This is a genomic window from Nocardia sp. AB354, from assembly GCF_049538315.1.
GTDB lineage: Bacteria > Actinomycetota > Actinomycetes > Mycobacteriales > Mycobacteriaceae > Nocardia > Nocardia nova.
The window spans coordinates 132,875-157,274 of sequence record NZ_JBMVFU010000002.1; the positions used below are offsets into that span (position 1 = coordinate 132,875).

General features: G+C 67.7%; 23 protein-coding genes. 13 read left to right on the top strand and 10 right to left on the bottom strand.

The features are described 5' to 3' along the window. Positions 1–342: 342 nt before the first annotated feature. The 6 genes from ACPCUW_RS03140 (at position 343) to ACPCUW_RS03165 (ending at position 6,846) form a co-directional block, all read left to right on the top strand. Positions 343–786 carry a GyrI-like domain-containing protein gene (locus tag ACPCUW_RS03140; protein ID WP_030515188.1) on the top strand — a complete coding sequence of 148 codons (444 nt, stop codon included), beginning with the start codon at positions 343–345 and terminating at the stop codon, positions 784–786. Then, positions 783–1,214 (top strand): effector binding domain-containing protein, encoded by a 432-nt coding sequence (locus ACPCUW_RS03145; protein ID WP_030515189.1) that lies wholly within the window; start codon positions 783–785, stop codon positions 1,212–1,214. Before ACPCUW_RS03140 ends, ACPCUW_RS03145 begins: the two co-directional genes overlap by 4 nt. A gap of 554 nt (positions 1,215–1,768) precedes the next feature. Next, positions 1,769–3,583: a putative bifunctional diguanylate cyclase/phosphodiesterase gene (locus ACPCUW_RS03150; RefSeq protein WP_051755924.1), complete on the top strand. Its 1,815-nt coding sequence runs from the start codon at positions 1,769–1,771 to the stop codon at positions 3,581–3,583. Positions 3,584–3,592: 9 nt separating this feature from the next. Then, entirely contained in the window at positions 3,593–4,639 is a 1,047-nt protein-coding gene (locus tag ACPCUW_RS03155; RefSeq protein ID WP_423423611.1) for a GAF domain-containing protein, read from the top strand. 98 nt (positions 4,640–4,737) lie between these two features. Beyond that, positions 4,738–5,865 carry a glycosyltransferase gene (locus ACPCUW_RS03160; protein WP_423423612.1) on the top strand — a complete coding sequence of 376 codons (1,128 nt, stop codon included), beginning with the start codon at positions 4,738–4,740 and terminating at the stop codon, positions 5,863–5,865. 84 nt (positions 5,866–5,949) lie between these two features. Then, positions 5,950–6,846, top strand: coding sequence for an SDR family oxidoreductase (locus tag ACPCUW_RS03165; RefSeq protein WP_064901808.1), 897 nt, complete (start codon positions 5,950–5,952; stop codon positions 6,844–6,846). A 7-nt stretch (positions 6,847–6,853) separates the two neighbouring features. Here ACPCUW_RS03165 and soxR read toward each other — a convergent pair whose 3' ends face one another. Beyond that, positions 6,854–7,414 (bottom strand): redox-sensitive transcriptional activator SoxR, encoded by a 561-nt coding sequence (gene soxR, locus ACPCUW_RS03170; protein ID WP_063009292.1) that lies wholly within the window; start codon positions 7,412–7,414, stop codon positions 6,854–6,856. Between the two features lie 147 nt (positions 7,415–7,561). Between soxR and arcA the strand changes: the two genes are divergently transcribed. Beyond that, positions 7,562–8,788: an arginine deiminase gene (gene arcA, locus ACPCUW_RS03175; protein WP_063009294.1), complete on the top strand. Its 1,227-nt coding sequence runs from the start codon at positions 7,562–7,564 to the stop codon at positions 8,786–8,788. A 6-nt stretch (positions 8,789–8,794) separates the two neighbouring features. Continuing rightward, a complete protein-coding gene (locus ACPCUW_RS03180; protein WP_030515196.1) occupies positions 8,795–9,160 on the top strand; it encodes a GntR family transcriptional regulator in 366 nt (121 codons plus the stop codon). Between the two features lie 12 nt (positions 9,161–9,172). Here ACPCUW_RS03180 and ACPCUW_RS03185 read toward each other — a convergent pair whose 3' ends face one another. Beyond that, positions 9,173–10,759 carry a dolichyl-phosphate-mannose--protein mannosyltransferase gene (locus ACPCUW_RS03185; protein WP_423423613.1) on the bottom strand — a complete coding sequence of 529 codons (1,587 nt, stop codon included), beginning with the start codon at positions 10,757–10,759 and terminating at the stop codon, positions 9,173–9,175. 169 nt (positions 10,760–10,928) lie between these two features. Here ACPCUW_RS03185 and rsmI point away from each other — a divergent pair, with 169 nt between their 5' ends. Continuing rightward, positions 10,929–11,774: a 16S rRNA (cytidine(1402)-2'-O)-methyltransferase gene (gene rsmI, locus ACPCUW_RS03190; protein ID WP_423423614.1), complete on the top strand. Its 846-nt coding sequence runs from the start codon at positions 10,929–10,931 to the stop codon at positions 11,772–11,774. A gap of 76 nt (positions 11,775–11,850) precedes the next feature. On the opposite strand, the gene ACPCUW_RS03195 is transcribed toward rsmI, so the two are convergent. Then, the gene (locus ACPCUW_RS03195) at positions 11,851–12,498 is read right to left on the bottom strand and encodes a TetR/AcrR family transcriptional regulator (protein ID WP_423423615.1); all 648 of its coding nucleotides are present in this window, start codon (positions 12,496–12,498) and stop codon (positions 11,851–11,853) included. Positions 12,499–12,515: 17 nt separating this feature from the next. After that, entirely contained in the window at positions 12,516–14,078 is a 1,563-nt protein-coding gene (metG, locus tag ACPCUW_RS03200; protein ID WP_423423616.1) for a methionine--tRNA ligase, read from the bottom strand. A 113-nt stretch (positions 14,079–14,191) separates the two neighbouring features. Between metG and ACPCUW_RS03205 the strand changes: the two genes are divergently transcribed. Both ACPCUW_RS03205 and ACPCUW_RS03210 read left to right on the top strand, forming a co-directional pair. Then, a complete protein-coding gene (locus tag ACPCUW_RS03205; RefSeq protein WP_423423617.1) occupies positions 14,192–15,028 on the top strand; it encodes a TatD family hydrolase in 837 nt (278 codons plus the stop codon). Positions 15,029–15,224: 196 nt separating this feature from the next. Then, positions 15,225–16,352 carry a resuscitation-promoting factor gene (locus tag ACPCUW_RS03210; protein ID WP_064901815.1) on the top strand — a complete coding sequence of 376 codons (1,128 nt, stop codon included), beginning with the start codon at positions 15,225–15,227 and terminating at the stop codon, positions 16,350–16,352. A 39-nt stretch (positions 16,353–16,391) separates the two neighbouring features. On the opposite strand, the gene ACPCUW_RS03215 is transcribed toward ACPCUW_RS03210, so the two are convergent. Further along, on the bottom strand, positions 16,392–17,153 hold the full coding sequence (locus tag ACPCUW_RS03215; RefSeq protein ID WP_030515203.1) for an SDR family NAD(P)-dependent oxidoreductase: 762 nt from the start codon (positions 17,151–17,153) through the stop codon (positions 16,392–16,394). 220 nt (positions 17,154–17,373) lie between these two features. On the opposite strand from ACPCUW_RS03215, the gene ACPCUW_RS03220 reads away from it, so the two are divergent. Next, on the top strand, positions 17,374–18,531 hold the full coding sequence (locus ACPCUW_RS03220; RefSeq protein WP_423423618.1) for an alpha/beta fold hydrolase: 1,158 nt from the start codon (positions 17,374–17,376) through the stop codon (positions 18,529–18,531). 22 nt (positions 18,532–18,553) lie between these two features. After that, a complete protein-coding gene (rsmA, locus tag ACPCUW_RS03225) occupies positions 18,554–19,435 on the top strand; it encodes a 16S rRNA (adenine(1518)-N(6)/adenine(1519)-N(6))-dimethyltransferase RsmA (protein WP_423423619.1) in 882 nt (293 codons plus the stop codon). Positions 19,436–19,704: 269 nt separating this feature from the next. Here rsmA and ACPCUW_RS03230 read toward each other — a convergent pair whose 3' ends face one another. The 5 genes from ACPCUW_RS03230 to ACPCUW_RS03250 form a co-directional block, all read right to left on the bottom strand. Beyond that, complete coding sequence (locus ACPCUW_RS03230) at positions 19,705–20,391, bottom strand: VOC family protein (protein ID WP_423423620.1); 687 nt, start codon at positions 20,389–20,391, stop codon at positions 19,705–19,707. Between the two features lie 99 nt (positions 20,392–20,490). Next, the gene (locus tag ACPCUW_RS03235) at positions 20,491–20,889 is read right to left on the bottom strand and encodes a hypothetical protein (protein ID WP_423423621.1); all 399 of its coding nucleotides are present in this window, start codon (positions 20,887–20,889) and stop codon (positions 20,491–20,493) included. A 150-nt stretch (positions 20,890–21,039) separates the two neighbouring features. Beyond that, on the bottom strand, positions 21,040–23,277 hold the full coding sequence (locus ACPCUW_RS03240) for a heavy metal translocating P-type ATPase (protein WP_423423622.1): 2,238 nt from the start codon (positions 23,275–23,277) through the stop codon (positions 21,040–21,042). Beyond that, positions 23,274–24,155 carry a hypothetical protein gene (locus ACPCUW_RS03245; protein WP_423423623.1) on the bottom strand — a complete coding sequence of 294 codons (882 nt, stop codon included), beginning with the start codon at positions 24,153–24,155 and terminating at the stop codon, positions 23,274–23,276. Before ACPCUW_RS03245 ends, ACPCUW_RS03240 begins: the two co-directional genes overlap by 4 nt. After that, on the bottom strand, positions 24,156–24,362 hold the full coding sequence (locus tag ACPCUW_RS03250; RefSeq protein WP_423423624.1) for a heavy-metal-associated domain-containing protein: 207 nt from the start codon (positions 24,360–24,362) through the stop codon (positions 24,156–24,158). Positions 24,363–24,400 lie beyond the last annotated feature (38 nt).

Sequence of the window (24,400 nt, forward strand, 5' to 3'; positions counted from 1 at the left end):
TCGGTGGCGGTCGTGTCACACCTACCGCTTCCGATAGCTGACCGTTTGCGATCCACGCCACGCCGTCCGGTATCTGCCGATTCGTGGCATGTGGGCGATTCGTTCGATCCGGCGCGAGGTGTTCGCGGTGGCGACGAGAATCCCCGATTCCCGTGACGGAGGCCGCTGTCGGTCGAAAAGCCGACAGGTCGCTGGTACCGGACCGGTCGGATGATCAGCTGTCCCGGCAGCAGACGTGCAGGTCCGTAGCTTTCGATGTTGATAGCATGGCGTTTCCAGCCGGACGGTCCGCCGCAGCACCGGTTGCGCGGCCCAACGCGATCACATCGAGAGAGTTCTTGCATGCAGTTCGAAATCGTCGAGCGGGACGAGACGTGGGTCGCCGGGCTACCGGTGCGCAGTCCGAAACGTGCCCTCGGAGAACTGCGCGATCGTGATCTCGAGGCCGCCTGGGCCGCCGTCCTGCATCAGGAACTGGGCGGCCCGCTGGCCTGCTCCTATACCGATTACGCCCACGATCTGGGCACGTTCAACACCCAGATCGTCGGCTACGAATGCCTCTCGTTCGACCGGGTGACGCGCGGGCACATCGTGTCCCGTCTGCCCGCCGGCGCCTATGCGCGTTTCTCCGCTGTCGGCAATTTCCCGCAGATCATGACCGACCTGTGGACCCAGATCGCCTACGCCGAGGAACACAATCAGATCAAACGCACCTTCACCGGGGATTTCGAATGCTATCCGCACGCGTACAAGATCGATCTGTACCTGGCGGTAGACCCCCGATGACGTATTCGATCGTGGTCCGCGACGCGGCCATCTACGGCGGTCTGGTGGTGCCGCGGGTCCGGCCGAGTTTCAAGGTCAGCAACAGCGAACTGATCGAATTCCTGCGGGACCGGCTGCGCGATCGTGAGATCGGCGGTCCGCTCTACACCGTGTACGTGCCCGACCCGGCCGGAAATTACAACGTGCTGGTCAGCTACGAATATCAGGCGCCGAAACAGGTGCCGGTCGGCGATGTGATGATTCGCGTCCCGAAGGGCGTATATGCCCGATTCGAACCCAACGGTGATTATCACGATCCGGTCGAGGACGTCTGGGCTCAGGTCGACGACGCCACCGCGTCGGCCGAGATCACCCGCGCTTATCGCGAGGAGATCGAGGTGTGGCGTGGTCCCGACCGGCTGGAGTTGTTCATCTCAATTCTGGTGTGATTTTCGGTTGCCAACGGGTAACCAAATGGGAACCGGGCGGTCTTTTTGTTCTGTGCGGTGTATGAAGCCGAGGGGATGACCTCGATCGATACCCCGCGTCACGCTCAGGTTTCGGAAGATTTGCCGGACGTCTGGTCAATTTCGGAGGGATGACGGATACTTCCCTAGGTGGCCATACCCGACACCGGCGGTACCGCATGCCGAGCGGAGGTGGCCGAAAGATCGCGCCGCGCCGCGCAGCAACAGAGTAGGAACCGTATGACTGGGCTGGATGTCGCACCGGAGGCGCTGCGACGATATGGCTGCTGACCACCCTGTGCGACCCCGCCGGACGGGCCCCGTCGCGGTCCTCGGCGAATTCTCCGCCGCACCTCTCCGCGAACTCACCGCGATTTCATCGCAATACGTCGATACACTAGCGTCGGTTCAGGGCGAATTCATCGACGCTCGGGGCGTGGACGTCCTTCCCTTGACATGCCGTGGATAGCGCGATCGGAGACAAGGTGCCTCGGCGAACACTCGACTCGTTGGTGACCCAGGTCGCCGCGGAGTTGATGGGTGTCGACGCCACGACGATGGTGGCGGCGACCGAACGAGTGCTGGCCAAACTGGTCGACTACTTCGACGTCGATTTCAGTTTCGTCCGCCATACCGACCGGGAACGCCGGGCGACGGTCCTGGTCGCCGAATGGCCGCAACGCCAGGACGTGCCCGACCCCGACCCGCTGCGGGTGGTGTATTTCGAGCAGGCCGATTCGGTGTTCCGAGCCGTCGAACACGCCACCGAACCGATGATCGCCCGCCCCACCCCGGAATTCTCCGACTATCAGGAGACGATTCGCCGTTCCGGACTGAGCGATGTGACGACCGCGACCGTCCCGCTGATGTCGCGCGGTGAGCCGACCGGACTGCTCGGATTCATGAAACGGGGCGACCGGCAGTGGAGCACCCGGGAGATCAACGTCCTGAAGGCGATCGCGGCGCTGCTGGCGCAATTGCAGGCCCGGGTGGTGGCCGAGGAACGGCTGCGCTACATCGCCCTGCACGACGACCTGACCGGACTGGCCAACCGGCGCGCCCTGCTCGAACATATGGAGGAGCGGCTGCGTCCGGGCAGTTCGGGACCGGTCGCCGCATTCTTCCTCGACCTCGATCGGCTCAAGGCGCTCAACGATTTTCTGGGGCATACCGCCGGTGACAATTTCATCCGCACGCTGTCGGCGCGGCTGAAGGAACACCTCGATCCGAACGACATGATCGCGCGGCTGGGTGGCGACGAATTCGTCATCGTGCCGGCCAAACCCGTGGATCCGGTCGCGGCCGAACTCGAGGCGACCCGGATTCAGCAGTTGATCACCCGCCGGGTGTCGGTCGGCGGCGAAACGGTCAGTCGCGGCGCGAGCGTGGGTGTGGCGCTGGGCATGCCGGGCGAGACCACCGTCGCGGATCTGTTGCGCCGCGCCGACCACGCGTTGCTGTCGGCGAAATCCGGCGGGGGCAACGGGGTCGCGGTGTTCACCGATGCCATGCGCGCGCAGTTCGAACTGCAGGACGACGTCGAGTTGAATCTGCGCGGCGCCGTCTCCGACGGTTCGCTGCTGCTGCACTATCAGCCCGAGGTGGACCTGCGGACCGGGCGCATCGTGGCGCTCGAGGCGCTGGTGCGCTGGCAGCATCCCACCCGCGGGCTGCTGCCGCCCGGTGCGTTCGTCGGGGTGGCCGAGGCGACGAATCTGGCCGGTGAACTCGGTCGCTGGGTATTGCGCACGGCCCTGGCGCAATTCGCGAAATGGCGGCGCGCCGGGCTGGCCTCGAACGTGGTGATCCGGATCAACGTCTCACCGGTGCAGTTGGTGAGCCTGGACTTCGTGGAATGCGTCGAGGACGTGCTGCGCCGGCACGGAATCGACGGCAGTTCGGTATGCCTGGAGATCACCGAGCACGTCGTGGTCTCGGATCTGACCCGCACCCAGGTGACCTTGCGCGGACTCAAGCGCATGGGCGTGCAGATCGCGATCGACGATTTCGGCACCGGCTACAGTTCGCTGTCGCATCTCAAGGCGCTGCCGGTGGACGCGGTGAAGATCGACCGCGGTTTCGTGCAGCGGCTCGGCGCCAGTACCGACGATCTGGCGATCGTGAAATCCATTGTGGGACTTGCCGGTTCATTCGGTCTCGGGGTGGTCGGCGAAGGCGTGGAGACGGCGGTCGCCGCGCGCACCCTGGTCGGCCTGGGCTGCTACCGGGCGCAGGGCTTCCTCATCGCGCGGCCGATGCCCGCCGACGAGGCCGAACCGCATCTGGCGGAGGGGCGGATCCCGCTCGACCTCGAACTCCCGCGGGTTTCCCGTGGGGCGCATCGGATCTGATTCCTCGGTATGGCAGGCGCCGAATCCGTGGGTTCGCCATGGCTGCTGGTGGAAACGCTCGCGCCCGCGGGTGGTCCGACCATCGTCGCCGACGGGTCGCGCGTCCGGGAATGGACAAGTCTGTCGCGCGCCGGGCGCTCGCTCGGGGCGGGTGCCTCCGCGCTGGCCGCCGCTGCCGTCGATACCGCGGCAGCGGCCGTTCCGTCCGGGGCGGTCACGGCCGACGGCCGGATCGTGTTGTCCGAGGGCGGCTGGACCGCGATCGCGGTGCCGGTCTTCTGTTCGTTCGGGGCGGTGCACGGGGTGCAGCTGTGGGTCGGCGCCGAGGGACGGCGACCCCCGCCGCGGCGCGCGGTCGCGGCATGGGACTGGGATTCCGATACCGAACTCGCCCACCACGGCCCCGGCCTGGAGGAACTCGCCTTCGCCCGCGCCCCCGACCAGGTGCGGGTGGTGCGCACGCCGCCGGAGGTGTTCGGGCGGATGGTGCGCTTCGACGAGCGGATGGCCTACACCGCGGTGGTGGCGGGCACCGACCCGGCCGGGCGCTGGCAGGGGGAGCTGGCGATTCGCGGTGACGACGAGATTGTGCGCAACTTTCAGCTGGTGATCCGGGTGCATCGCGAGGATCCGCACCTGGCCGCCTCGACCCGCACCGCGCACGTCACCCGGGCGCTGCTGCACGAGATCACCGACGTCAGCCCGCCGCGCCCGGATACCGATCTGGCGATCACCCGGGCGGTGTCGCGGTCGGCCGACGCCGGTGTCGGCTTCGTCGAACTGGCGATGGGGCTGGTGTACGAGTGGATCAGTCCGCCGCCACCGCCGCTGGAACGGTGGAGCACCGAACGGCCGGTCGTGCATCCGGATGATCAGCGGGACTACCGGGCGGCGTTCGCAGCCGTATTCGCCGGCGACATCGACTCCCCGGCAAGGAAACTCGTGTTTCGGCTGCGGTTCGTGGACACCGAATGGATTCCGGTGCGCGCCGAGCTGTCGCGCTTGGGGTCCGAGCGCGCCCACGGCATGATCCGAGTCCGGCCCGCCGCTGGGTGACGCGTCGTGACAGGGCGGTGCGGGCGGTTGGTGCATCCTTCGGCGAGCATTCATCCGGTGTTCGTCCCGCCGGTTCGCGGGGCGGGAACGATCGGCGCGTGCGCATCGCTCAGCTGGCGAACTTCTACGGGCCGCGTTCGGGCGGACTTCGCACCGCACTGCATCATCTCGGCGCCGGATATGTGGCGGCCGGGCACGAGGTGGTGCTGATCGTGCCGGGCGCGCGGCGGGACGAGGAGGTCCTGCCCAACGGTGTGGTGCGGATGACCGTGCCGGCATTGGGGATTCCGTGGACGGGCGGATATCGCGCGGCCGATCCCCATCGGGTCGCCGATCTGCTGGCCGGGCTGGCGCCGGATGCGCTCGAGGTGTCGGACCGGCTGACGCTGCGCGGGTTCGGGCGGTGGGCCCGCCGCCGGGATGTCGCGTCGGTGATGATCTCGCATGAGCGCCTCGACCGGTTGCTCGGCCAGGTGCTGCCCACCTCGGTCGCACGGCGGGCCGCCGACGTCGCCAATCGTCGCACCGCGGCCGACTACGACATGGTGGTCTGCACCACCGCGTTCGCCCGCGCGGAATTCGACCGGATCGACGCTCCGAATGTCGCCCTCGTCCCGTTGGGTGTGGATCTGGAGTTGTTCGCGCCGCATCGCCACGATCGGGCCCTGCGCGCGCGGCTCGGGGGCTCGCATCTGGTGGTGCACTGCGGGCGGTTGTCGGTGGAGAAGCGGGTCGATCGCAGTATCGAGGCCGTGGATCAGCTGCGCCGAGGCGGGGTGAACGTGCGGCTGGTGGTCGCCGGAGACGGGCCGCGCCGCGACGCGCTGGTCCGGCAGGCGCGCGGTGTGGCCGCGCTGCCCGACGGGCGTCCGGGCGTACATTTCGCCGGATTCATCGACGACCGAACGCATTTGGCGACCCTGCTGGCCAGTGCGGATATCTCGCTCGCACCCGGGCCGCACGAAACCTTCGGGCTGGCGGCGCTCGAGGCGCTGGCCGCCGGCACCCCGGTGGTGGCCAGTCGTTCCTCGGCGCTGGCCGACATCGTGACCGCCGAATGCGGGGCCGTGGCCGCCGATCACCCGTCGGCCTTCGCCGAGGCCGTCACCGATGTGCTGGCCCGTCCGGCGGCGCAGCGACGGCGCGCCGCGCGCTCACGGGCCGAACAGTTCCCGTGGCCGGCCGCGGTCGCCGGGATGTTGTCGGTATTGCGCGGATTGTCGTAGCCGTGACGTGCCCGTGCGGCCCGGTACGGATGCGGTGTGTCGGGGAACACGTATGCTCCAGGGCAACGGAGATAGTCAGTCCGGATGCCGGCCCAGCACCGACATCACACCGCAGAGCATTCGAGGAACGGCGTGCGTGATCGCTTGAAGTCCGTGAGCGGCAAGAAGACTCTGGTCACCGGCGCGGCCAGCGGAATCGGTCGGGCGACCGCGATCGCCGCCGCCGCGCAGGGGGCCGAACTCGTCCTCACCGATATCGATGCCGCCGGACTCGCGGACACCGTCGAGGAGATCGGGCGCACCGGCGGCAAGGTGCTGGAATCGCGGGCTCTCGACATCAGCGAGTACGAGGCGGTCGCCGCCTTCGCCCAGGATGTGCACGCTCGGCACGGCAGCCTGGACGTGGTGATGAACGTCGCCGGCATCTCGGCCTGGGGCACCGTCGAGAATCTCGAGCACCGGCACTGGCGTTCGCTGGTCGACGTGAACCTGATGGGCCCGATCCACGTCATCGAGAGTTTCGTGCCGGAGATGGTGCGCGCCGGTCGCGGCGGGGCGCTGGTCAACGTGTCCTCGGCCGCGGGGCTGCTGGCATTTCCCTGGCATGCGGCCTACAGCGCCAGCAAGTACGGGTTGCGCGGCGTATCGGAGGTGCTGCGTTTCGATCTGGCCCGGCACGGGATCACGGTGCATCTGGTGGTGCCCGGCGCGGTGAACACCCACCTGGTGCAGACCGTCGAGATCGCCGGTGTGGACCGCGACGATCCGCGAATCCAGCGGTACGTGAAGCGTTTCCAGTCGCACGCGGCCTCACCCGACCAGGCCGCGCGAGCCATCTTCCGCGGCATCGAGAAGAATCGCTTCCTCGTCTACACCTCGTTCGACGTGCGCTTCGGCTACTGGTGGGCGCGAAAGTTCGCCTGGCCCTACGAGTTCACGATGCGTCGCGCCAACGACCAGTTCAACCGCTTCCTGCGCTGAGCGGGACTCATCCGCACATCTTTTCGGCGCACCCCGTCACGTCGGCGTCCTCGGCCACGTCCGCACGGCTCGCCGAGGCCGGGTTCTCGCATCCCTCGCCTTTCGTGCAGTCGATGCTCACATCCAGGGTGCGCGCGCCCGGGCCCTCGTCGCCGAGCCGGTCGTGATAGTTGACGATGCGGCAGCTGCCCAGTGACAGGCAGCCGCAGCCGATGCAGTCGGTGAGGCTGTTGCGCAGCCGGGTGAGCTGTTCGATGCGCTGATCGAGGTCGGTGCGCCACGTTACCGACAATCGTTCCCAATCCTTGCGATTGGGGGTGCGCCCCTCCGGTAGGGTGTCGAGAGCCTTGCGAATTTCGCTGAGCGGAATTCCGACGCGCTGCGAGATTCGGATGAATGCCACCCTGCGCAGCGTTTCCCGTGAGTACCTGCGCTGGTTTCCGCTGGTGCGGCGGCTGGCGATCAGGCCCTCGCGTTCGTAGAAATGCAGTGCCGACACCGCGACGCCGCTGCGTTCCGACAGTTGGCCGGGGGTGAGCTCCTTGGCTTGCCACGTCGTATGCTGCATACCTCAACGATACTTCAGGTTTTTGGCGGCCGGGCGAGAACCGGGAACTTCGCCGCCGCGCAGCGGCCGATATCGTCGGGCGCCGGATCCGGCCCGGTCGGCGAACAATTCCGTGCCAACCCGGCGGCGGCCCATTACGGTCGGGATATGGGACCAGAGGCTGTGCCCCCGGCGCGACCGTTTTCCGTGACGACCGAGGTCGGGACGCTGCGCGCGGTACTGCTGCATCGCCCGGGCGATGAGCTGCGCCGACTCACGCCGCGCAACAACGATCAACTGTTGTTCGACGCCATCCCCTGGGTGGAGCGGGCTCAACAGGAGCACGAGATCTTCGCCGACGTGCTGCGCGGCCGCGGCGTCGAGGTGCTGTTGCTCGCCGATCTGCTCACCGAGACGCTCGCGGTCAGCGGCGCCGGACGCAGTATGGGCATCACCGCGGCCGTCGACGCCCGCCGCATCGGTTACGCCCTGGCCGAGGATCTGAAGACCTATCTGCGCGCGGTGCCCGCACCCGATCTGGCGCGAACCCTCATGGCCGGCATGACCTTCGACGAATTGCCGTTCGAACCGGATGCCGCCTCACTGGTGCGGCGCATGCACCAGGGCACCGATTTCGTCATCGATCCGTTGCCGAATCTGCTGTTCACCCGCGATTCGTCGTTCTGGGTGGGGCCCAAGGTGGCCATCACCTCACTGGCGCTGCCGGCCCGTGCCCGCGAAACCTCGCTCACCGATCTGGTGTACGCGTTCCATCCGCGCTTCCTCGGCGTGCGCCGCGCCTACGAATCGCACACCGCGCCGATGGAAGGCGGTGACGTCCTGCTGCTTTCGCCCGGTGTGGTCGCGATCGGGGTAGGGGAGCGCACCTCGCCGGCGGGGGCGGAAGCCTTGGCGCGCAGTCTCTTCGACGACGCCCTCGCGCATACCGTGCTGGTGGTGCCGATCGCGCAGAACCGGGCCACCATGCACCTGGACACGGTGTGCACCATGGTCGACCGCGATGCGGTGGTCATGTACCCCGGTGTGCAGAATTCGTTGCGCGCGTTCACTATTCGGGCCGACGGCGATTCGGTGCGGATGAGCGGGCCGGACCCGTTCCTGCCCGCCGCGGCCGAGGCGATGGGCATCGACAAACTCCGAGTCATCGACACCGGGCTGGACGGGGTGACCGCCGAACGGGAACAGTGGGACGACGGCAACAACACCCTCGCACTGGCGCCCGGGGTCGTGGTGGCCTATGAACGCAACGAGAATACGAATACACGGCTGGCCGACGCGGGCATCGAGGTGCTGACCATTCCGGGATCCGAACTGGGTTCCGGTCGGGGCGGGCCCCGCTGCCTGTCCTGCCCGCTGTCGCGTGACGAGGTGTGAAAGCCGATGCTGGATATCCCGGTCGACCATCAATCGACGGTGCCGCCGTACGAACAACTGCGGCTGGGCATCGTGGCCCGGGTGCAATCCGGCGAACTCACCGCCGGTACCAAGATTCCGACCGTGCGCGCGCTCGCCGTCCAGCTCGGCTTGGCGCCGAACACCGTCGCACGCGCCTACCGCGAACTCGAACAGGACGGTGTGCTCGAGACCCGGGGCCGGCTCGGGTCGTTCATCGCCTCCTCCGGGGATCCGACTCGCGACGCGGCCGGGCGCGCGGCCACCGAATACGTTGCCGCGGTGCGCCGATTGGGTCTCGACGACGAGGCGGCGCTGCGCTACGTGCGGGCCGCGCTGGGCGAGACCCCGTAGCCGGATCGGACCTCAGCGCCAGCTGGGCAACCAGAGGTGGTCGTGCCAGTTGCTCGGCGTGATCGGCAGGGCGGTGAGGATGGGCCACAGCCAGATGAAGTTGGCGATCACCAGACCCAGATACAGGCATACCAGGAGTAGTCCGAGGCTCCGGCGCTCGCCGGCCAGCGCGAACCATCGTCCCGACCGGGCCCGCACGAGCGGTGCCGGGCCCAAGATGTCACCGAGCGTGAGGGCCAGACCCATCACCAGGAACGGCGCCATCGGAACCGCGTAGAAGTAGTACATCTGCCGGTCCAAATCCGCGAACCACGGCAGCAGCCCGGCGCCGTAGCCGACCAGCATCGCTGCGTACCGCCAGTCGCGCCGGGTCGCGGTGCGCCACAACGCCCAGGCGAGCATCGGCAGCGACAACCACCACATCGCCGGTGTGCCGATCAGCATCACGGCCTTCACGCAGACCGACTGCCCGCATCCGGTCACGCCGTTGTCCGCGTAGTAGTACAGCATCGGGCGCAGACCCATCGGCCACGACCACGGCTTGGATTCCCAGGGATGATGGTTACCGGCCGAATTGGTCAGGCTTTCATGAAATTTCAGCGATTCGGCCTGGTTGTGCCACAGCGAGCGCAACGCGTCCGGCACCCACGACCAGGTGCCGCCGGCGCCCACGGCATTGCCCACCGAATAGCGGTCGTAGCCGTCCTCGCTGGCGAACCAGCCCCAATAGGACGTCAGATAGACCAGCAGCGGAATCAGCACCAGCGCATACAGGGCGGGTCCGATATCACGGACCGCCGTACCGACCCAGGGGCGCGGCACCCCGTAGGCCTTGCGCGCGGCCACATCGAAGCACACCGTCATCAGCCCGAAGAACAGGATGAAATACAGGCCCGACCATTTGGTTCCGCACGACAATCCCAGCAGCAGACCGGCTCCGAACCGCCACCATCGCACCCCCAGTCGCGGGCCGAACGCGTTCAGCGCTATTCGGCCCTCGGCGTCGGCCCGGGCGAGGCGCGCCCGCATCTCGTCGCGGTCGACGATCAGGCAGCCGAAGGCGCCGACGACGAAGACCGCCTGGAAGATGTCGAGCATGCCGATGCGCGAGGACACGAACGTCACGCCGTCGGCGATCAACAACACGCCCGCGATCGCGCCGATCAGCGTGGACCGGGCCATCCGCCGGGTGATGCGGATGACCAGCAGGACCAGCAGCGACCCGAAGACCGCCGCGGTGAAGCGCCAGCCCCAGCTGGTGTAGCCGAATATCGCTTCGCCCAGCGCGATCATCTGCTTACCGACCGGCGGATGGACCACCAGCCCGTAGGCCGGGTTGTCCTCGACCCCGCCCCCGGTGAGCATCTGCCAGGCCTGCGGTGCGTAATGCTTCTCGTCGAAGACCGGGGTGCCGGCGTCGGTCGGGTAGTTCAGCATGGTGAACCGGGTGACCGCGGCGACCGCCGTCAGGAATATGGTGACCAGCCAGCCCCTGGCCCGGTCGGTCGGTCCGAAATCGGGTGCGGGGCGCAGCGGCGCCGGACTGGACAAGGCCGGGCCCGCGCCGATCGCCGGTCGCGTATCGGTCAGCTGGGTCACGCTCCGATCGTATGCGGTGTGCGGCGGTGGGCTGCGCGGCGGTGAGCCGACCCGCACGGCGCACCTGCGGACTCGGGCGCGATTGCGCACCCGGGTAGCGTTTGCCCGGACCGGGCGCGGGTGCGTGGTGGCCGGTCCGGATGGTGGGGCGGCGGTGGAAAGGACGGCGATGGGCGAGCACGACGGGCGGTTGGTGCTGGCGGCGACACCGATGGGCGATATCGGTGACGCGTCGCAGCGGTTGCGCGACGCCCTGGCGAGCGCGGACGTCGTGGCCGCCGAGGACACGCGCCGGACCAGGGCCCTGGCCAAGGCGCTCGAGGTGGAGATCACCGGACGTGTGGTGAGTTTCTACGATCACGTCGAGGCGGCGCGAATCCCGTTGTTGCTGGACGAGATCGAGTCCGGTAAGACGGTCCTGCTGGTCACCGATGCGGGGATGCCCTCGGTCAGCGACCCCGGCTACCGGATGGTCGCGGCATGTATCGAACGGGATCTGCCGGTGACGTGCCTGCCCGGCCCCTCGGCCGTCACCACCGCGCTGGCCCTGTCCGGATTGCCGATGGAACGGTTCTGCTTCGACGGCTTCGCCCCGCGAAAGTCGGGGCAGCGCAAGCAGTGGCTCGCGACCCTGGTCACCGAGCCGCGCGCGGTGGTGTTCTTCGAGGCACCGCACCGGCTCGCCGACTGTCTGGCCGATGCGGCGGAGGTCCTCGGCCCCGAACGCCGGGCCGCGGTGTGCCGGGAGCTGACCAAGACCTACGAGGAGGTCGTGCGCGGCGGACTCGGTGAGCTGGCGTCATGGGCCGTCGAGGGTGCGCGCGGAGAGATCACGGTGGTGGTCGAAGGGGCGCAACCGGTCTCGGCCGATCCCGTCGATCTGGTGGACGAGGTGGAGGAACTGGTCGCCGACGGAATTCGCCTCAAGGACGCGTGCGCACAGGTCGCCGCGCGTGCGGGCGGGGTGTCGCGCCGCGAACTCTACGATGCGGTCCTGGCCGCCCGCGCGGAATAGTCCCGGGGCGCCCGCCTGCCGCGGTTCGGTGGCACCGTCGCCGCCGTGCCCGGCGCGGGCGCAGGAGCCTCGCTCGCTACGCGTGCACCGGTGCCGGCGCCAAACCCAGTGCGGCGTTGGCGAATTCGATGAAGGTGGGCGCTAATTCGGGTACGCGCTGTGCGCCGTCGCGGACCAGGACACGGCGGGTGCGCTCGCCGATGGCGTCGGGCACCAGCGCGATCAGCTCGTCCGACAGTTCCGGTATCGCGGGGTCGGCGGCGCGGGCCTTGTCGTGATATTTCCGGTACATGGTCGTGAACCGGTCCAGCGCCATGTCCCGGAAGTCGGTGCTCGCTTCGCCGACCAACAGAGATTCCACCAGGATCAGCCGCGCGAAATCCGGTTCGGACGCGATCACCGCGCAGAACGTGGTGATCACAGTGGCGATGCGGCAGCGCGGATCGGCATCCCGGGGTAGTTGTGCCAGTTCGTCGACGATCCGGGTGCGGATCATCTCCATACCCGTGTGGACAGCCTCGACGAAGCAATGTTCTTTGTTGCCGAAGTGTTCGTAGAAGGTGCTTCGCGATACGTGGGCTCGGGCGACGATATCGGTGAGTGTCGTCGCGGAAAAGCCACGGGCGCCGACACATTCGACCATCGCGCCGATGAGACGGCCCCGAGGGGTGCCGAGCGCCTGGGCGCGAACGCTGCGGTGGCGCTCGGCGAATTCCGCATCCATAACCGGCTCCGGTCGCCCTACTTGGGTTCGATGTACTTCGGGAACACCGGCTCCGGCGCGGGTAGGGCCAGTCCGGCCTCGATCGGTGTGGCGATGTCGGCGAAGGTGCGCGCGGTCTGGCCGAGTTGGTCCAGAATCCGCCCGGCCGAACCCGGGATCACCGGCTGCACCAGGATCGACACGATCCGCAGCACCTCGAGGGTTACGTACAGCACGGTCGCCTCGCGGGCCACGTCCTCGGGAGTGCCCGACTTGGCCAGCGCCCACGGCTGCTGTGCGGAGAAGTACTTGTTCGTCTCGCCGAGGGTCAGCCAGATCGCCTCGAGCGCAAGATGTAGTTGCTGGCCGTCGAATTCGGTGCGGCAGCGCTCCAGCAAGCCGTTCGCGCGATCGAGCAGCTCCCGGTCGGCCTCGGTGAATTCGCCGGGAGTCGGGACGGTCGAATCGAAGTCGCGCGCCACCATCTTCAGGCTGCGCTGCACCAGATTGCCGTATTCGTTGGCCAGGTCGGTGTTGATCCGCCCGACGATGGCGTCGTGGCTGTAGGAACCGTCCTGGCCGTAGGAGATTTCGCGCAGCAGGAAGAACCGCACGGCGTCGAGGCCGTACTGGTCGACCAGCGCCAGCGGGTCCACCACATTGCCGACCGATTTCGACATCTTCTCGCCCTTGTTGAACAAGAAGCCGTGCACGAAAACGCGTTTCGGCAATTCGATACCCGCCGACATCAGGAAGGCCGGCCAGTAGACGGTGTGGAACCGGGTGATGTCCTTGCCGATGATGTGCACATTCGCCGGCCAGAACCGTTGGAAGGCGGCCGAATCGGTATTCGGGAATCCGACACCGGTCAGATAGTTGGTGAGCGCGTCCACCCACACGTACATCACGTGCGCCGGATCACCGGGCACCGGCACACCCCAGTCGAAGGTGGTCCGCGAAATCGACAGATCCTTCAGGCCGGCCTTCACGTAGCTGACGATTTCGTTGCGCCGGGTGGCGGGCAGAATGAAATCCGGTGTGTTCTCGTACAGTTCGAGCAGCCGGTCCTGATATTTCGACAACCGGAAGAAGTAGTTCGACTCCTCGGTCCATTCCACCGGGGTCCGGGTTTCGGTCGCCAGTCGCGTCCCGTCCTCGGTGACGGTGGTCTCCTCCTCGGTGTAGAAGGCCTCGTCGCGCACCGAGTACCAGCCCGAATAGGTGTCGAGGTAGATATCGCCGTTGGCCTGCATGCGCTCCCAGATCGCGATGCTGGCGGCGAGATGATCCTCGTCGGTGGTGCGGATGAATCGGTCGTAGGAAATGTCGAGCGCCTTGTCCATGCGTTCGAACACATCCGAATTGCGCGCGGCGTATTCCTCCACGGAGACGCCGGCGACGCGCGCGGCCTGCTGCACCTTCTGGCCGTGCTCGTCGGTGCCGGTCATGAAGAACACGTCGTAGCCGTCGAGCCGCTTGAACCGGGCCAGCGTATCGGTGGAGATGTACTCGTAGGCATGGCCGATATGCGGCGCGCCGTTGGGGTAGGCGATCGCCGTGGTGATGTAGAAGGCCGGTGACGTGCGTTCGGGTGCGCTCATGGTGTGTCCACTCTAATCCGCCGCCGATAATCCCACGCGTCGATATCCCGTCGTCCACTCCTCGCTCTCGCCGGGTTCACCTGCCGTCGGTGCGGTGTGTCTAATCTGGTCCGATGCCCGGTAAACGACCCGCACCCGAGCCGCCCGAACCGCTGTCGCCGTTGATCGACGCGCACACCCATCTCGATGCCTGCGGCGCCGAGGACGCGGAATCGGTTGCCGCCATGGTGGATCGGGCCGCCGCGGTCGGTGTCGGGCGGGTGGTGACCATCGCCGACGACCTGGATGCCGCCCGCTTCGCCGTCGACGCCGCGCACTGGGATCCGCGTGTGTACGCCGCGGTCGCGTTGCATCCGACCCGGGCGAACGCGCTGGACGATGCGGCGCGGGCCGAACTGGAGAAGCTGGCCGCCGACCCCCGCGTGGTCGCCGTCGGCGAGACCGGGCTCGACTACTACTGGCCCGGCAAACTCGACGGCTGTGCCGATATCGAGGATCAGGTGGAGGGCTTCCGCTGGCATATCGACCTCGCGAAACGGCTGGGGAAGCCGTTGATGATCCACAACCGCGAGGCAGATCACGATGTGCTGACGGTCCTGCTGGACGAGGGCGCGCCGGACACGGTGATCTTCCACTGCTTCTCCTCCGACGCCAATATGGCGCTGGCTTGTGTGGCCGAGGGGTATCTGCTCAGCTTCTCCGGGACGGTGAGTTTCAGGAACGCGCACGAATTGCGCGAGGCCGCGAAGCTGGTGCCGGACGAGCAGATCCTGGTGGAGACCGATGCGCCGTTCCTGACGCCGCACCCGTTCCGGGGCGCGCCGAACGAGCCGTACTGCCTGCCCTACACCGTGCGCGCCCTGGCCGAACTGCGCGAACAGGATCCCGCGGCACTGGCCGAGATCACGACCGCCAATGCCGAGCGGGTCTACCGGTTGCAGCGGGGCTGAGGCCGCACGCGTGCGGTACGTCACATAACTCGCGACCGGAATGCGAGGTGTGCTCCAGTTCACTTACGATTGCGCGGTCGTGATATTTCCGGATCGTCGATATCGAATCGTGATGTGGAAATCCCCTGTTCCACGGCATGTAGTTGCCGGGGACCGACCCCCTCGTTATCGTATTGTGACCATGCCGGAGTTTCGGATATCCGCTCTCCAGCGGATCAACACGTCGCGCTCGCCGCTGCTCTACGCGGCGATCGCCGCGATGCTGATCACCCTGATCATCGGGGCGAGTCTGGCGATCGTCAGCCGCAAGACCGTCATCCTGGTCGTCGACGGTCAGCGCACGACCGTCACCACCATGGCCGCGAGTGTGAAGGGTGTGCTCAAGGCCGGCGGCTACAAGCTGGCCGGTAAGGACTCGGTGTCGCCGTCCGGGGATGCCGACGTCGTCAACGGTGCGACCATCACGCTCAATCGCGCCCGGCAGCTCTCGCTGACCTTCGACGGCAAGACCAAACAGGTGTGGACCACCGCGTACACCGTCGCCGACGCACTGACTCAACTGCAGCTGCCCGGCGACGTTTTCGTCTCGCCCTCGCGTCCCACCCCGCTGCCGCTGCAGGGCGCCGTGCTGGCCGTCACCAGCCCGCGCACGGTGCAGCTGTCCGACAACGGTGAACCGATGAGCTACGTGCGGCTGGCGGCACCGACGGTCGGGGAGTTGCTGCAGGTACAGGGCGTGCCGCTGACCGGCGAGGACACCGTGGAGCCGGTAGCCGTCACCCCGCTGCACGACGGTATGAAGATCACCGTCACCCGCAAGCACACCGAGAAGGTCACCGAACGCGAACCTCTCGACCCGACCGAGAACGTCATCGAGGACACCGACCTCAACATGAGCCGGACCGTCGTCGAGAATCCCGGCAAGGCCGGGGTGCAGGACGTCACCTACGCCGTCTCGATCGTCAACGGCAAGGAAACCTCGCGTGAGGCCGTCGGGCATACCGTCGTCGTCCCCGCCCAGCCCAAGACCGTCCGCAAGGGCGCCAAGCCCGGTACCGAAGTTCCGCCCGTGCGCGACGGCGCGGTCTGGGACGCGCTGGCCAAGTGTGAATCCGGTGGCAACTGGGCGATCAATACCGGCAACGGGTATTTCGGCGGTATCCAGTTCGACCAGAGCACCTGGTCCCGGCAGGGCGGACTGAAGTACGCCGAGCGGCCGGATCTCGCCACCCGGGAAGAGCAGATCGCCATCGCCGAGGTGACGCGGGCCCGGCAGGGCTGGGGTGCCTGGCCCGCGTGCACGAGTCGCTTGGGGATCAGTTGAATTTGGCCTCCGCTCCGCTCCGGCGGGGTCTCGGAAAGTTCACATCAGGGCGCCGCCGTCGACGCGGATCTCCGAGCCGGTGATGTAGCGGCCGTCCTCGGAGGCGACCATGGCGACCACGCCGGCGACGTCGGCGGGTTCGCCCAGGGCGCCGCCGTTGAGCCAGCCGGTCAGGCGGGAGAAGAGGTTCCAGTCGGCGTCTTCGGGGGTTTGCAGATTGTTGGTGATTCCGCTGGTGATTCCGCCCGGGACGATGTTCACCGCGCGCAGGCCCTTCTGTGAATACTCCAGCGCGACCGCATGGGTCATCGCGTTCACCCCGCCCTTGGAGGCGGCATAGGCGGCCATATACGGATTCGCGCCGAGTGCCGCGGTGGAGGAGAAGTTCACGATCACCGGATGTTCGGACTGCAGCAGCGTCGGGATGGCCGCCTGCATCATCAGGAAGGTGCCGGTGAGGTTGATGCCGATCACCTGATTCCAGCTCTCGAACGCCATCTCGTGGGTGTGCGCGGTACGCATGATTCCGGCCGCGTTGACCAGCACGTCCAATCCGCCGAGATGGTCGACGGCCGCGGCGACGGCCGGGCGCACCGATTCCGGATCGGCCACGTCGACGGTGACCGTATGGAGCCGCTCGCGATCCGCGCCCACCTCCGCCACGGTCTCCTTCAGTCCGGGCTCGGAGATGTCGGCGCCCACCACATGCGCTCCCTCGGCGAGCATGCGCACCACGATGCCCCGCCCGATGCCCGAGCCCGCCCCGGTCACCACCACCCGTCGTCCCTCGTGCCTGCGCATCATTGCGGCCGTCCTCTCCTGCTGCTTCGGGTGCGGTGAGACCTGATGTGCCACCGCCTGTTCCGCGAGTACACCGAAACTAGAACGTGTATCAATTGACGTCAACGCTCCGCGACGCCCCGGCCTGGGGATTTCCGGACCGTGCGGTGTGTGCACCGTAAAATCAGCAGATCCCAGATGATGTGAGGTGTCCATGCGGTTGTCGAAATGTTCGGCTCGAATGCGGTGGCCGCTTGTGGTCGCGGCCCTGTTCACCGCGTTGGCGCTCGGCTCGGTCGTCGCGGTGCCGGACGCCATTGCCGAGCCGGCCGGAACGACGATGTCGGTCACCGCGCAGCCGGACGGCTGGCACGGTATGACCGGGGCGGCGCTACTCGACTATCGGACGACGACCTCGCGCGGTGAGCCCGTCCCCGCCAGCGGTGCGGTGTTCCTTCCGCCGGGCGAACCGCCCGCGGGTGGCTGGCCGGTGGTGGCCTACGACCACGGCACGAGCGGGCTCGGCATGGGATGCAGCGGCATCTCGAATCCGGGTACCGCGCCCTACCCGTCCGGCCGCGCCAAGGAAGACCGCATCCTGCAGTACTTCCAGTCCAAGGGATTCGCGGTGGTCGCGCCGGACTATCTCGGGCTGGGTGCGTTCGACACCGGTCCGCATCCGTATCTGGAACGGCAGTCCGAGGCGACCGCGACCATCGACCTGCTGCGGGCAGCGCGTGCGACCTATCCGCAGCTGTCGCGCACCTGGATCGCTGTCGGTGCGTCGCAGGGTGGTCAGGCCGCTCTGGGTACGGGTCATCTCCAGCAGAGCTATGCGCCCGACCTGGACTTCCGCGGGACCATCGCGGTCGACCCCGAATCGGATCTGGAGCACGTTCTGCCCATCGCCGGGCCGTGGGTGCCGAATATTCCGGAGATCGGCGACGGCAGCACCGCCTTCATCGCGGGAGTGCTCGTCGGAATGCGGGAAACCCGGCCCGATATCGACGTCGACAGCTATCTGAGCCCGCGTGGGCGCCAACTGCTCGACAGGATCGGCAGCCTGTGCCTGGACGGGATGATCGCGCAGGTCAACGGCGCATCGCTGGGCGATCTGCTGTCGCGGCCGCTGGGCGACCCGCGGTTCACGGCCGCGCTCACCGACTATCTGGCCGTGCCCACGAGCGGCTACGACGCTCCGATCCTGTTGCTGCTCAACGCCACCGACCGCACCGTGCCCTCGCCGCTGCACGCCGCGCTGGCCGCCCAGTTGGCCGCGAACGGCGTGGACTCGCAATCGGTGGTCGGCACCGGGCAGCACTGCGACCTGAATCCGCAGATGTGGGCGGCGATCGACGCGTTCGTCGCGCGGGTGCAGTCCACGCCGTACCGGCCCTAGCCGCACTGATACCTTGTCGGGCGTGTCCGAACCTGTGAGCGAAGCCCGTGGCCTGGCCGAACTGCTCGGCCCCGCCGAAGTGCGGGTGCTGGCGGAACGGTTCGGCGTGCGCCCGACCAAACAGCTCGGACAGAACTTCGTGCACGACGCCAACACCGTGCGGCGAATCGTCGCCACGGCCGGCGTCGGATGCGACGACGTGGTGCTCGAGGTCGGCCCCGGACTCGGCTCGCTGACCCTGGCACTGCTCGACGTCGTGGACCGGGTCGTCGCGGTGGAACTGGATCCGGTTCTCGCACAGCATCTTCCGGAAACCGTGTCCGACCGCGCCACCGGACTCGCCGACCGGCTTACCGTGGTGCCCGGCGATGCGCTGCGCGTGTCGGCCACCGATATCCCCGGTGAGCCGACGGCGCTGGTCGCGAACCTGCCCTACAACGTAGCGGTACCCGTGCTCCTGCACCTGCTCGCCGAATTGCCCAGCATCCGAACGGCTTTGGTGATGGTTCAGGCCGAGGTGGCCGACCGGCTCTCTGCCGAACCCGGCTCCCGCATCTACGGCGTCCCGAGCGTGAAAGCCGGATTCTTCGGCGCCGTCCGCCGCGCGGGAGCCGTCGGCCGCCAGGTGTTCTGGCCGGTTCCGCAGGTGGAGTCGGGACTGGTCCGCATCGAGCGCTACACCGACCCACCGTGGTCGCTCGACACCGCCCACCGCGAGCGCGTGTTCGCCGTAATCGACGCAGCTTTCGCTCAGCGCCGCAAGACATTACGCGCCGCCCTGGCGGGGTGGGCGGGATCGCCCGCCGAGGCGGAACGGCGATTGGTCGCGGCGGGAATCGCGCCTACCGCGCGGGGGGAAACACTCGACACAGCAGCCTTTGTGCGCCTCGCCGAGCAGGGGTGATCCTGAGCGGACTTCGGCGCTGACGGACTCCGAACTTTTCGTGCAAACCTCGACCAAAATGTGCGAAAACCGCAAAAACCGGCGAGGTTTGCACGATTGGTGTGGCACCCGCAGTCAGACGAGCACATCGTGGGCCGACCACCCCGGTACGGATGGGGAGCGGTCGTGACCGGCACCAGTCCGGACCAGCAAGTGCGGTGCGGTGGGCCGCGCTGCAGCCCGTCGGACCTTTGCCGTGCTCATGCGGTATTTCGTGCAATATGCAGGCGCTATTCGGAAATCGGTCCACCGGCTCGAACGACGGCTTCGTCGGTCAGAGCGATCTTTTCGCTGTGGCCGGCGGATTCGATGCGGACCGATACCGGTCCGGTGGCGGGGACGTCTTGCTCGGTGGGGAACCAGATTCGGCCGGAACGGGCCAGGATGAGCAGCCCGTCGTGGCTGCCGATCGGGGCGAATTCGGATAGTTGTGGCGGGAAGGGCGGGAGTTCGAAGGCCTCGGTGAGGTGGCGTACGGCCCGCCGGACGTCGGGCACGCCGATGCCGACCTCGCTGATCGACAACAGGTGCGGGGTTTCGCCGGGGCTGCCCGGGATCGCTCGATCGGCCTCGCGCGCAATCAGTTCCAGCAGAATTCCGTCCGGCCCCCGGAAATACAGCGATCGAGAATCCCATCCCTTCGGGCCGTCGATGGTGTCGGAACTGCCGACCGTGAGCAATTTTGTCCGCTGCCGCAACCAACGGCGGGCCAGGTCGAAGTCGTGTGGCGAAATGCCGAACGCGAGATGGTGCACGCCGTCGAAGGCAGCGCCCGCGGTCACCCTCAATCTGCTGGAGCCGATCTCGACGACAACACCGTCAGGCTGCGCGATCACCGGAAGCTCGAGCACGTCGCGGTAGAACTCCGCCGTGGCGTCGAGATGTGTTGTGGTGAGCTCGACTTCGAGGATCTTCATCGCGGCGCCCTTCGGTGGGAAACGGTCGCCTGCGACGCTAAAACCTGAACCGCGGTTAACGTCAAGGTCAGGCGGCGGACCCGGGCAAAGGTGTGGTGATCACATGCGACTCGGATCGTGTGGGCGGGAGTCTGCGGTCGGCAAGTCTTCTTGTGACCGGGGTGCCGGCGCGGCGGTGGCGGCGGGGTTGTCGCTCGGCGGGGTGAACGGGATCGGCAGCGGTATCGGGGGAGTGGCGGGGCGGTGGCGGGTGATCAGGACCGAGTAGGCGCAGAGGGACGCCATCACGGTGAATCCGCCGCTGACCAGGATGTTCTTATTCATCGAATTGCCGCTGACGAAGGGCGTGCCGATGGCGAGGAGTATCGATCCCACCGCGCACAGTGCCAGGCTCGCCCGGAAGACCTGCTGTCTGTGGTCGTCGAGGGCGCGTGCGAGAAACATCGCGGCGATGCTGACGAACCAGATCACCAAACCGATCCCGAACAGGATGCTCATGTGGTCCCTGCCTTGTCCTCGTGCGCGGCCGGTCGCTGGGAAACAGGCCGACGCGACAGCGCATTCTTCTCTTCGGACGGAAAGTATGGCGGACCGGGGCGGGAACGCCGAATGTCCCGTCCGATCGGACGGGACATTCGGCGGATTCGTTCAGCGGAAGCGCCGCAGCCGTAGGCTGTTGCTCACCACGAACACACTCGACAGGGCCATGGCCGCACCCGCGAGCATCGGGTTGAGCAGTCCGGCCGCCGCCAGCGGAATCGCCGCCACGTTGTAGCCGAACGCCCAGAACAGGTTGCCCTTGATGGTGCGCAGGGTGGCCCGGGAGAGCCGGATGGCCGTGCCGACCGTCCGCAGATCGCCGCGGACGAGCGTGATGTCGCCGGCCTCGATCGCCACGTCGGTGCCGGTGCCCATCGCCAGGCCCAGGTCGGCCTGGGCGAGGGCGGCCGCGTCGTTGACGCCGTCGCCGACCATCGCGACGACCTTGCCCTGATCCTGCAGCCGCTTCACCACGTCGAGTTTGTCGGCGGGCAGCACCTCGGCGATCACCTCGTCGATGCCGACCTGATCGGCGACCGTGCGCGCGGTAGCGGCATTGTCACCGGTCAACAGCACCGGCGTCAGTCCCAGCGACCGCATGTCCGCGATCGCCTCGGCGCTCGAGGCCTTGATCGCATCGGCGATGACCAGCACACCGCGCGCCTGCCCGTCCCAAGCCACCACGATCGCGGTGCGCCCGGCGGTCTCGGCTTCGGACTTGGCCTGCGCCAACGACTCCGGCAGCGGGATCGACCAATCCGCGAGCAGTTCGGTGCGGCCGATCACGACCGCGCGCTCACCGACCAGACCCTGCACGCCCTTACCGCCGTGGCTCACGAACTGCTGCACCGGCTCCTCGGCCAGACCCTGTTCGGCGGCGCCCCGCACCACCGCCCGGGCCACCGGGTGTTCGGATCCGTGTTCCACCGCCGCGGCGACGGTCAGCAGTTCGTCGCGATCCTGGCCCTCGGCCGGGTGGACCTCGGCCAGCGACATGGTGCCGGTCGTGACCGTCCCGGTCTTGTCCAGCACGACGGTGTCGATGCGCCGGGTCGATTCCAGCACCTGCGGCCCCTTGATCAGGACGCCGAGCTGGGCGCCCCGACCGGTGCCGACCAGCAGTGCGGTGGGTGTGGCCAGGCCGAGCGCGCACGGGCAGGCGATGATCAGCACCGCGACCGCCGCGCCGAAGGCCACCGCCACCGCGGCGCCGCTGCCGAGCCAGAAGCCCAGTGTGGCAACCGAAATGGCGATCACGATCGGGACGAACACACCGGCGACCCGGTCGGCCAGCCGCTGCACGGGCGCCTTGCCGTTCTGCGCCTCTTCCACCAGTGCGGCCATCTGCGCCAGCTGGGTGTCGGCGCCGATCCGGGTGGCCCGCACGGTCAGCACCCCGCCGGCGTTGACGGTCGCGCCGATCACCGGATCGCCCGGGCCCACCTCGACCGGCACCGATTCACCGGTCAGCATGCTCATGTCGATAGCCGAATTACCGTCGGTGACCACACCGTCGGTGGCGACCTTCTCACCCGGACGCACCAGGAACACATCGTCGACGCGCAACTCCGACACCGGAATTCGGTGTTCGACGCCGTCGCGCAGTACCGCCACATCCTTGGCGCCGAGTTCCAGCAGCGCCCGCAGTGCCGAACCGGCCCGCTCCTTGGCACGGGTCTCGAAATACCGCCCGGCCAGGATGAAGACGATCACACCGGCCGCGACCTCGAAGTAGATGTTCGACGCCGACGCGGAGCGCTCGACAGCGAAGCTGAAGCCGTGCTTCATACCCGGCATTCCGGCATCGCCGAAGAACAGCGCGTACACCGACCACGAGTAGGCCGCCAGGGTGCCCAGCGAGATCAGGGTGTCCATGGTGGCGGTGGCGTGCCGGGCGTTGATCCACGCGGCGCGATGGAAGGCGGCGCCGCCCCAGAACACGACCGGCGTGGCCAGCGTCAGCGAAAGCCATTGCCAGTTCCGGAATTGCAGCGCCGGAATCATCGCCAGGGCGATGACCGGAAGCGCCAGCGCGAGGCTCACCAGCAGCCGATGCCGCAGTTGCCGTAGCGGCGAATCGGTGGAAACCTTTTCGGCCGCAGCGGTGTGCGCGGGACGCGTGTCGTGGACGGTGGCGGTGTAGCCGGTGTCGACGACACGTTCGATGAGTTGATCCGGCGTCACCGTTTCGGGGAAGCTGACCTTCGCCTTCTCGGTGGCGTAGTTGACCGTGGCGGTGACGCCCTCGATCCGGTTCAGTTTCTTCTCGATGCGTGCGGCGCAGGAGGCGCAGGTCATGCCACCGATATCCAGCTCGACGGAGCGCTCTGTCGTGGGCGCGCTCATTGGTGACCTCCTCCGTGCTCTCCGTTGTTGTGCTCGTTGTCGTGGTGCCCGCTCTGCTGCCCGGCTACCGCCTCGGCGGTGAATTCCGCCGTGTGAACCGCGCCGCCGTGGGCGAAGTCCAGGTAGAGCCGGAAGGCGCCGGTACTGGGCGCTTGGGCGTGGAAGGCGACCCGCGGCCCGGCGGGTGTCGAGCCGACCTCTCCTTCGGGATGAACATGAAGGTAGGACAGATCGTTCCCGCGCAGTGCGACCAGATGCCCGTAGGCACCCAGATAGGGTTGCAGATCGGTGACCGGCCGCCCGTCGCGGGTGACTGTGAATCCCACCTCGCCGCCGGCGGTCGAGAGATCGCCGTCCATGCGAACCTGGTAGCCGTCGACGGTGGTGGTGCGCGAGACCGGCGGCAGGGGCCGATCGGCGGTCGCGCCGGTCACGGTGACGGTGCGGCTGAGCACCAGTTCATCCGGCGCCGCCGCGGGCCGGGAATCGGCGAAGATGCGATAGGTGCCCGGCTGGGCCCACGTCCAATCGATCGACCAGGTGCCGGTGTCGTCGCGGACCGGGTGCACGTGCCGGTATTCGGTGGTATCGGAGCGGACGGCGATCAGATGCAGGTCCTGCTCGTGCAGATCGGTGTACTGGGTGACCGGTGCGCCGTCGGGGCCGGTGATCCGGAATCGGAGGGTGCCGGGGGTCTGAGGTTCGGTGGGTGCGCTCACCTCGGAGAGGGTGTATCCCTCCTGGGTGGCCTGAAGTCCGGTGCCGTGGCCGGGGGCCGGCTCGGCCGGATCGCCCACCAGGGCGCCGATGCCGAGCGCGGCCCCGAACAACACGACCAGTCCGCCGCCGAATGCCGCGAACTTCAGTCTGTCGTTCATTCAGCTCGCCACCTGATATCCCGCCTCGTCGACGGCGGCGACGACTTCGGCGTCCGTCAGCGGTGCGGCGGATTCGACCTGGACGCGACCGGAGGCGAGGTCTACGTCGACGCTGGTGACGCCGTCGATCTTGCCGATCTCCGTCTGCACCGACGCCACGCAGTGGCCGCAGGTCATCCCGGTGACGGTGTAGGTGCTGGTAGCCATGATCGCTTCCTTCGCTCGCTCTTATACGGTGAGGGGGT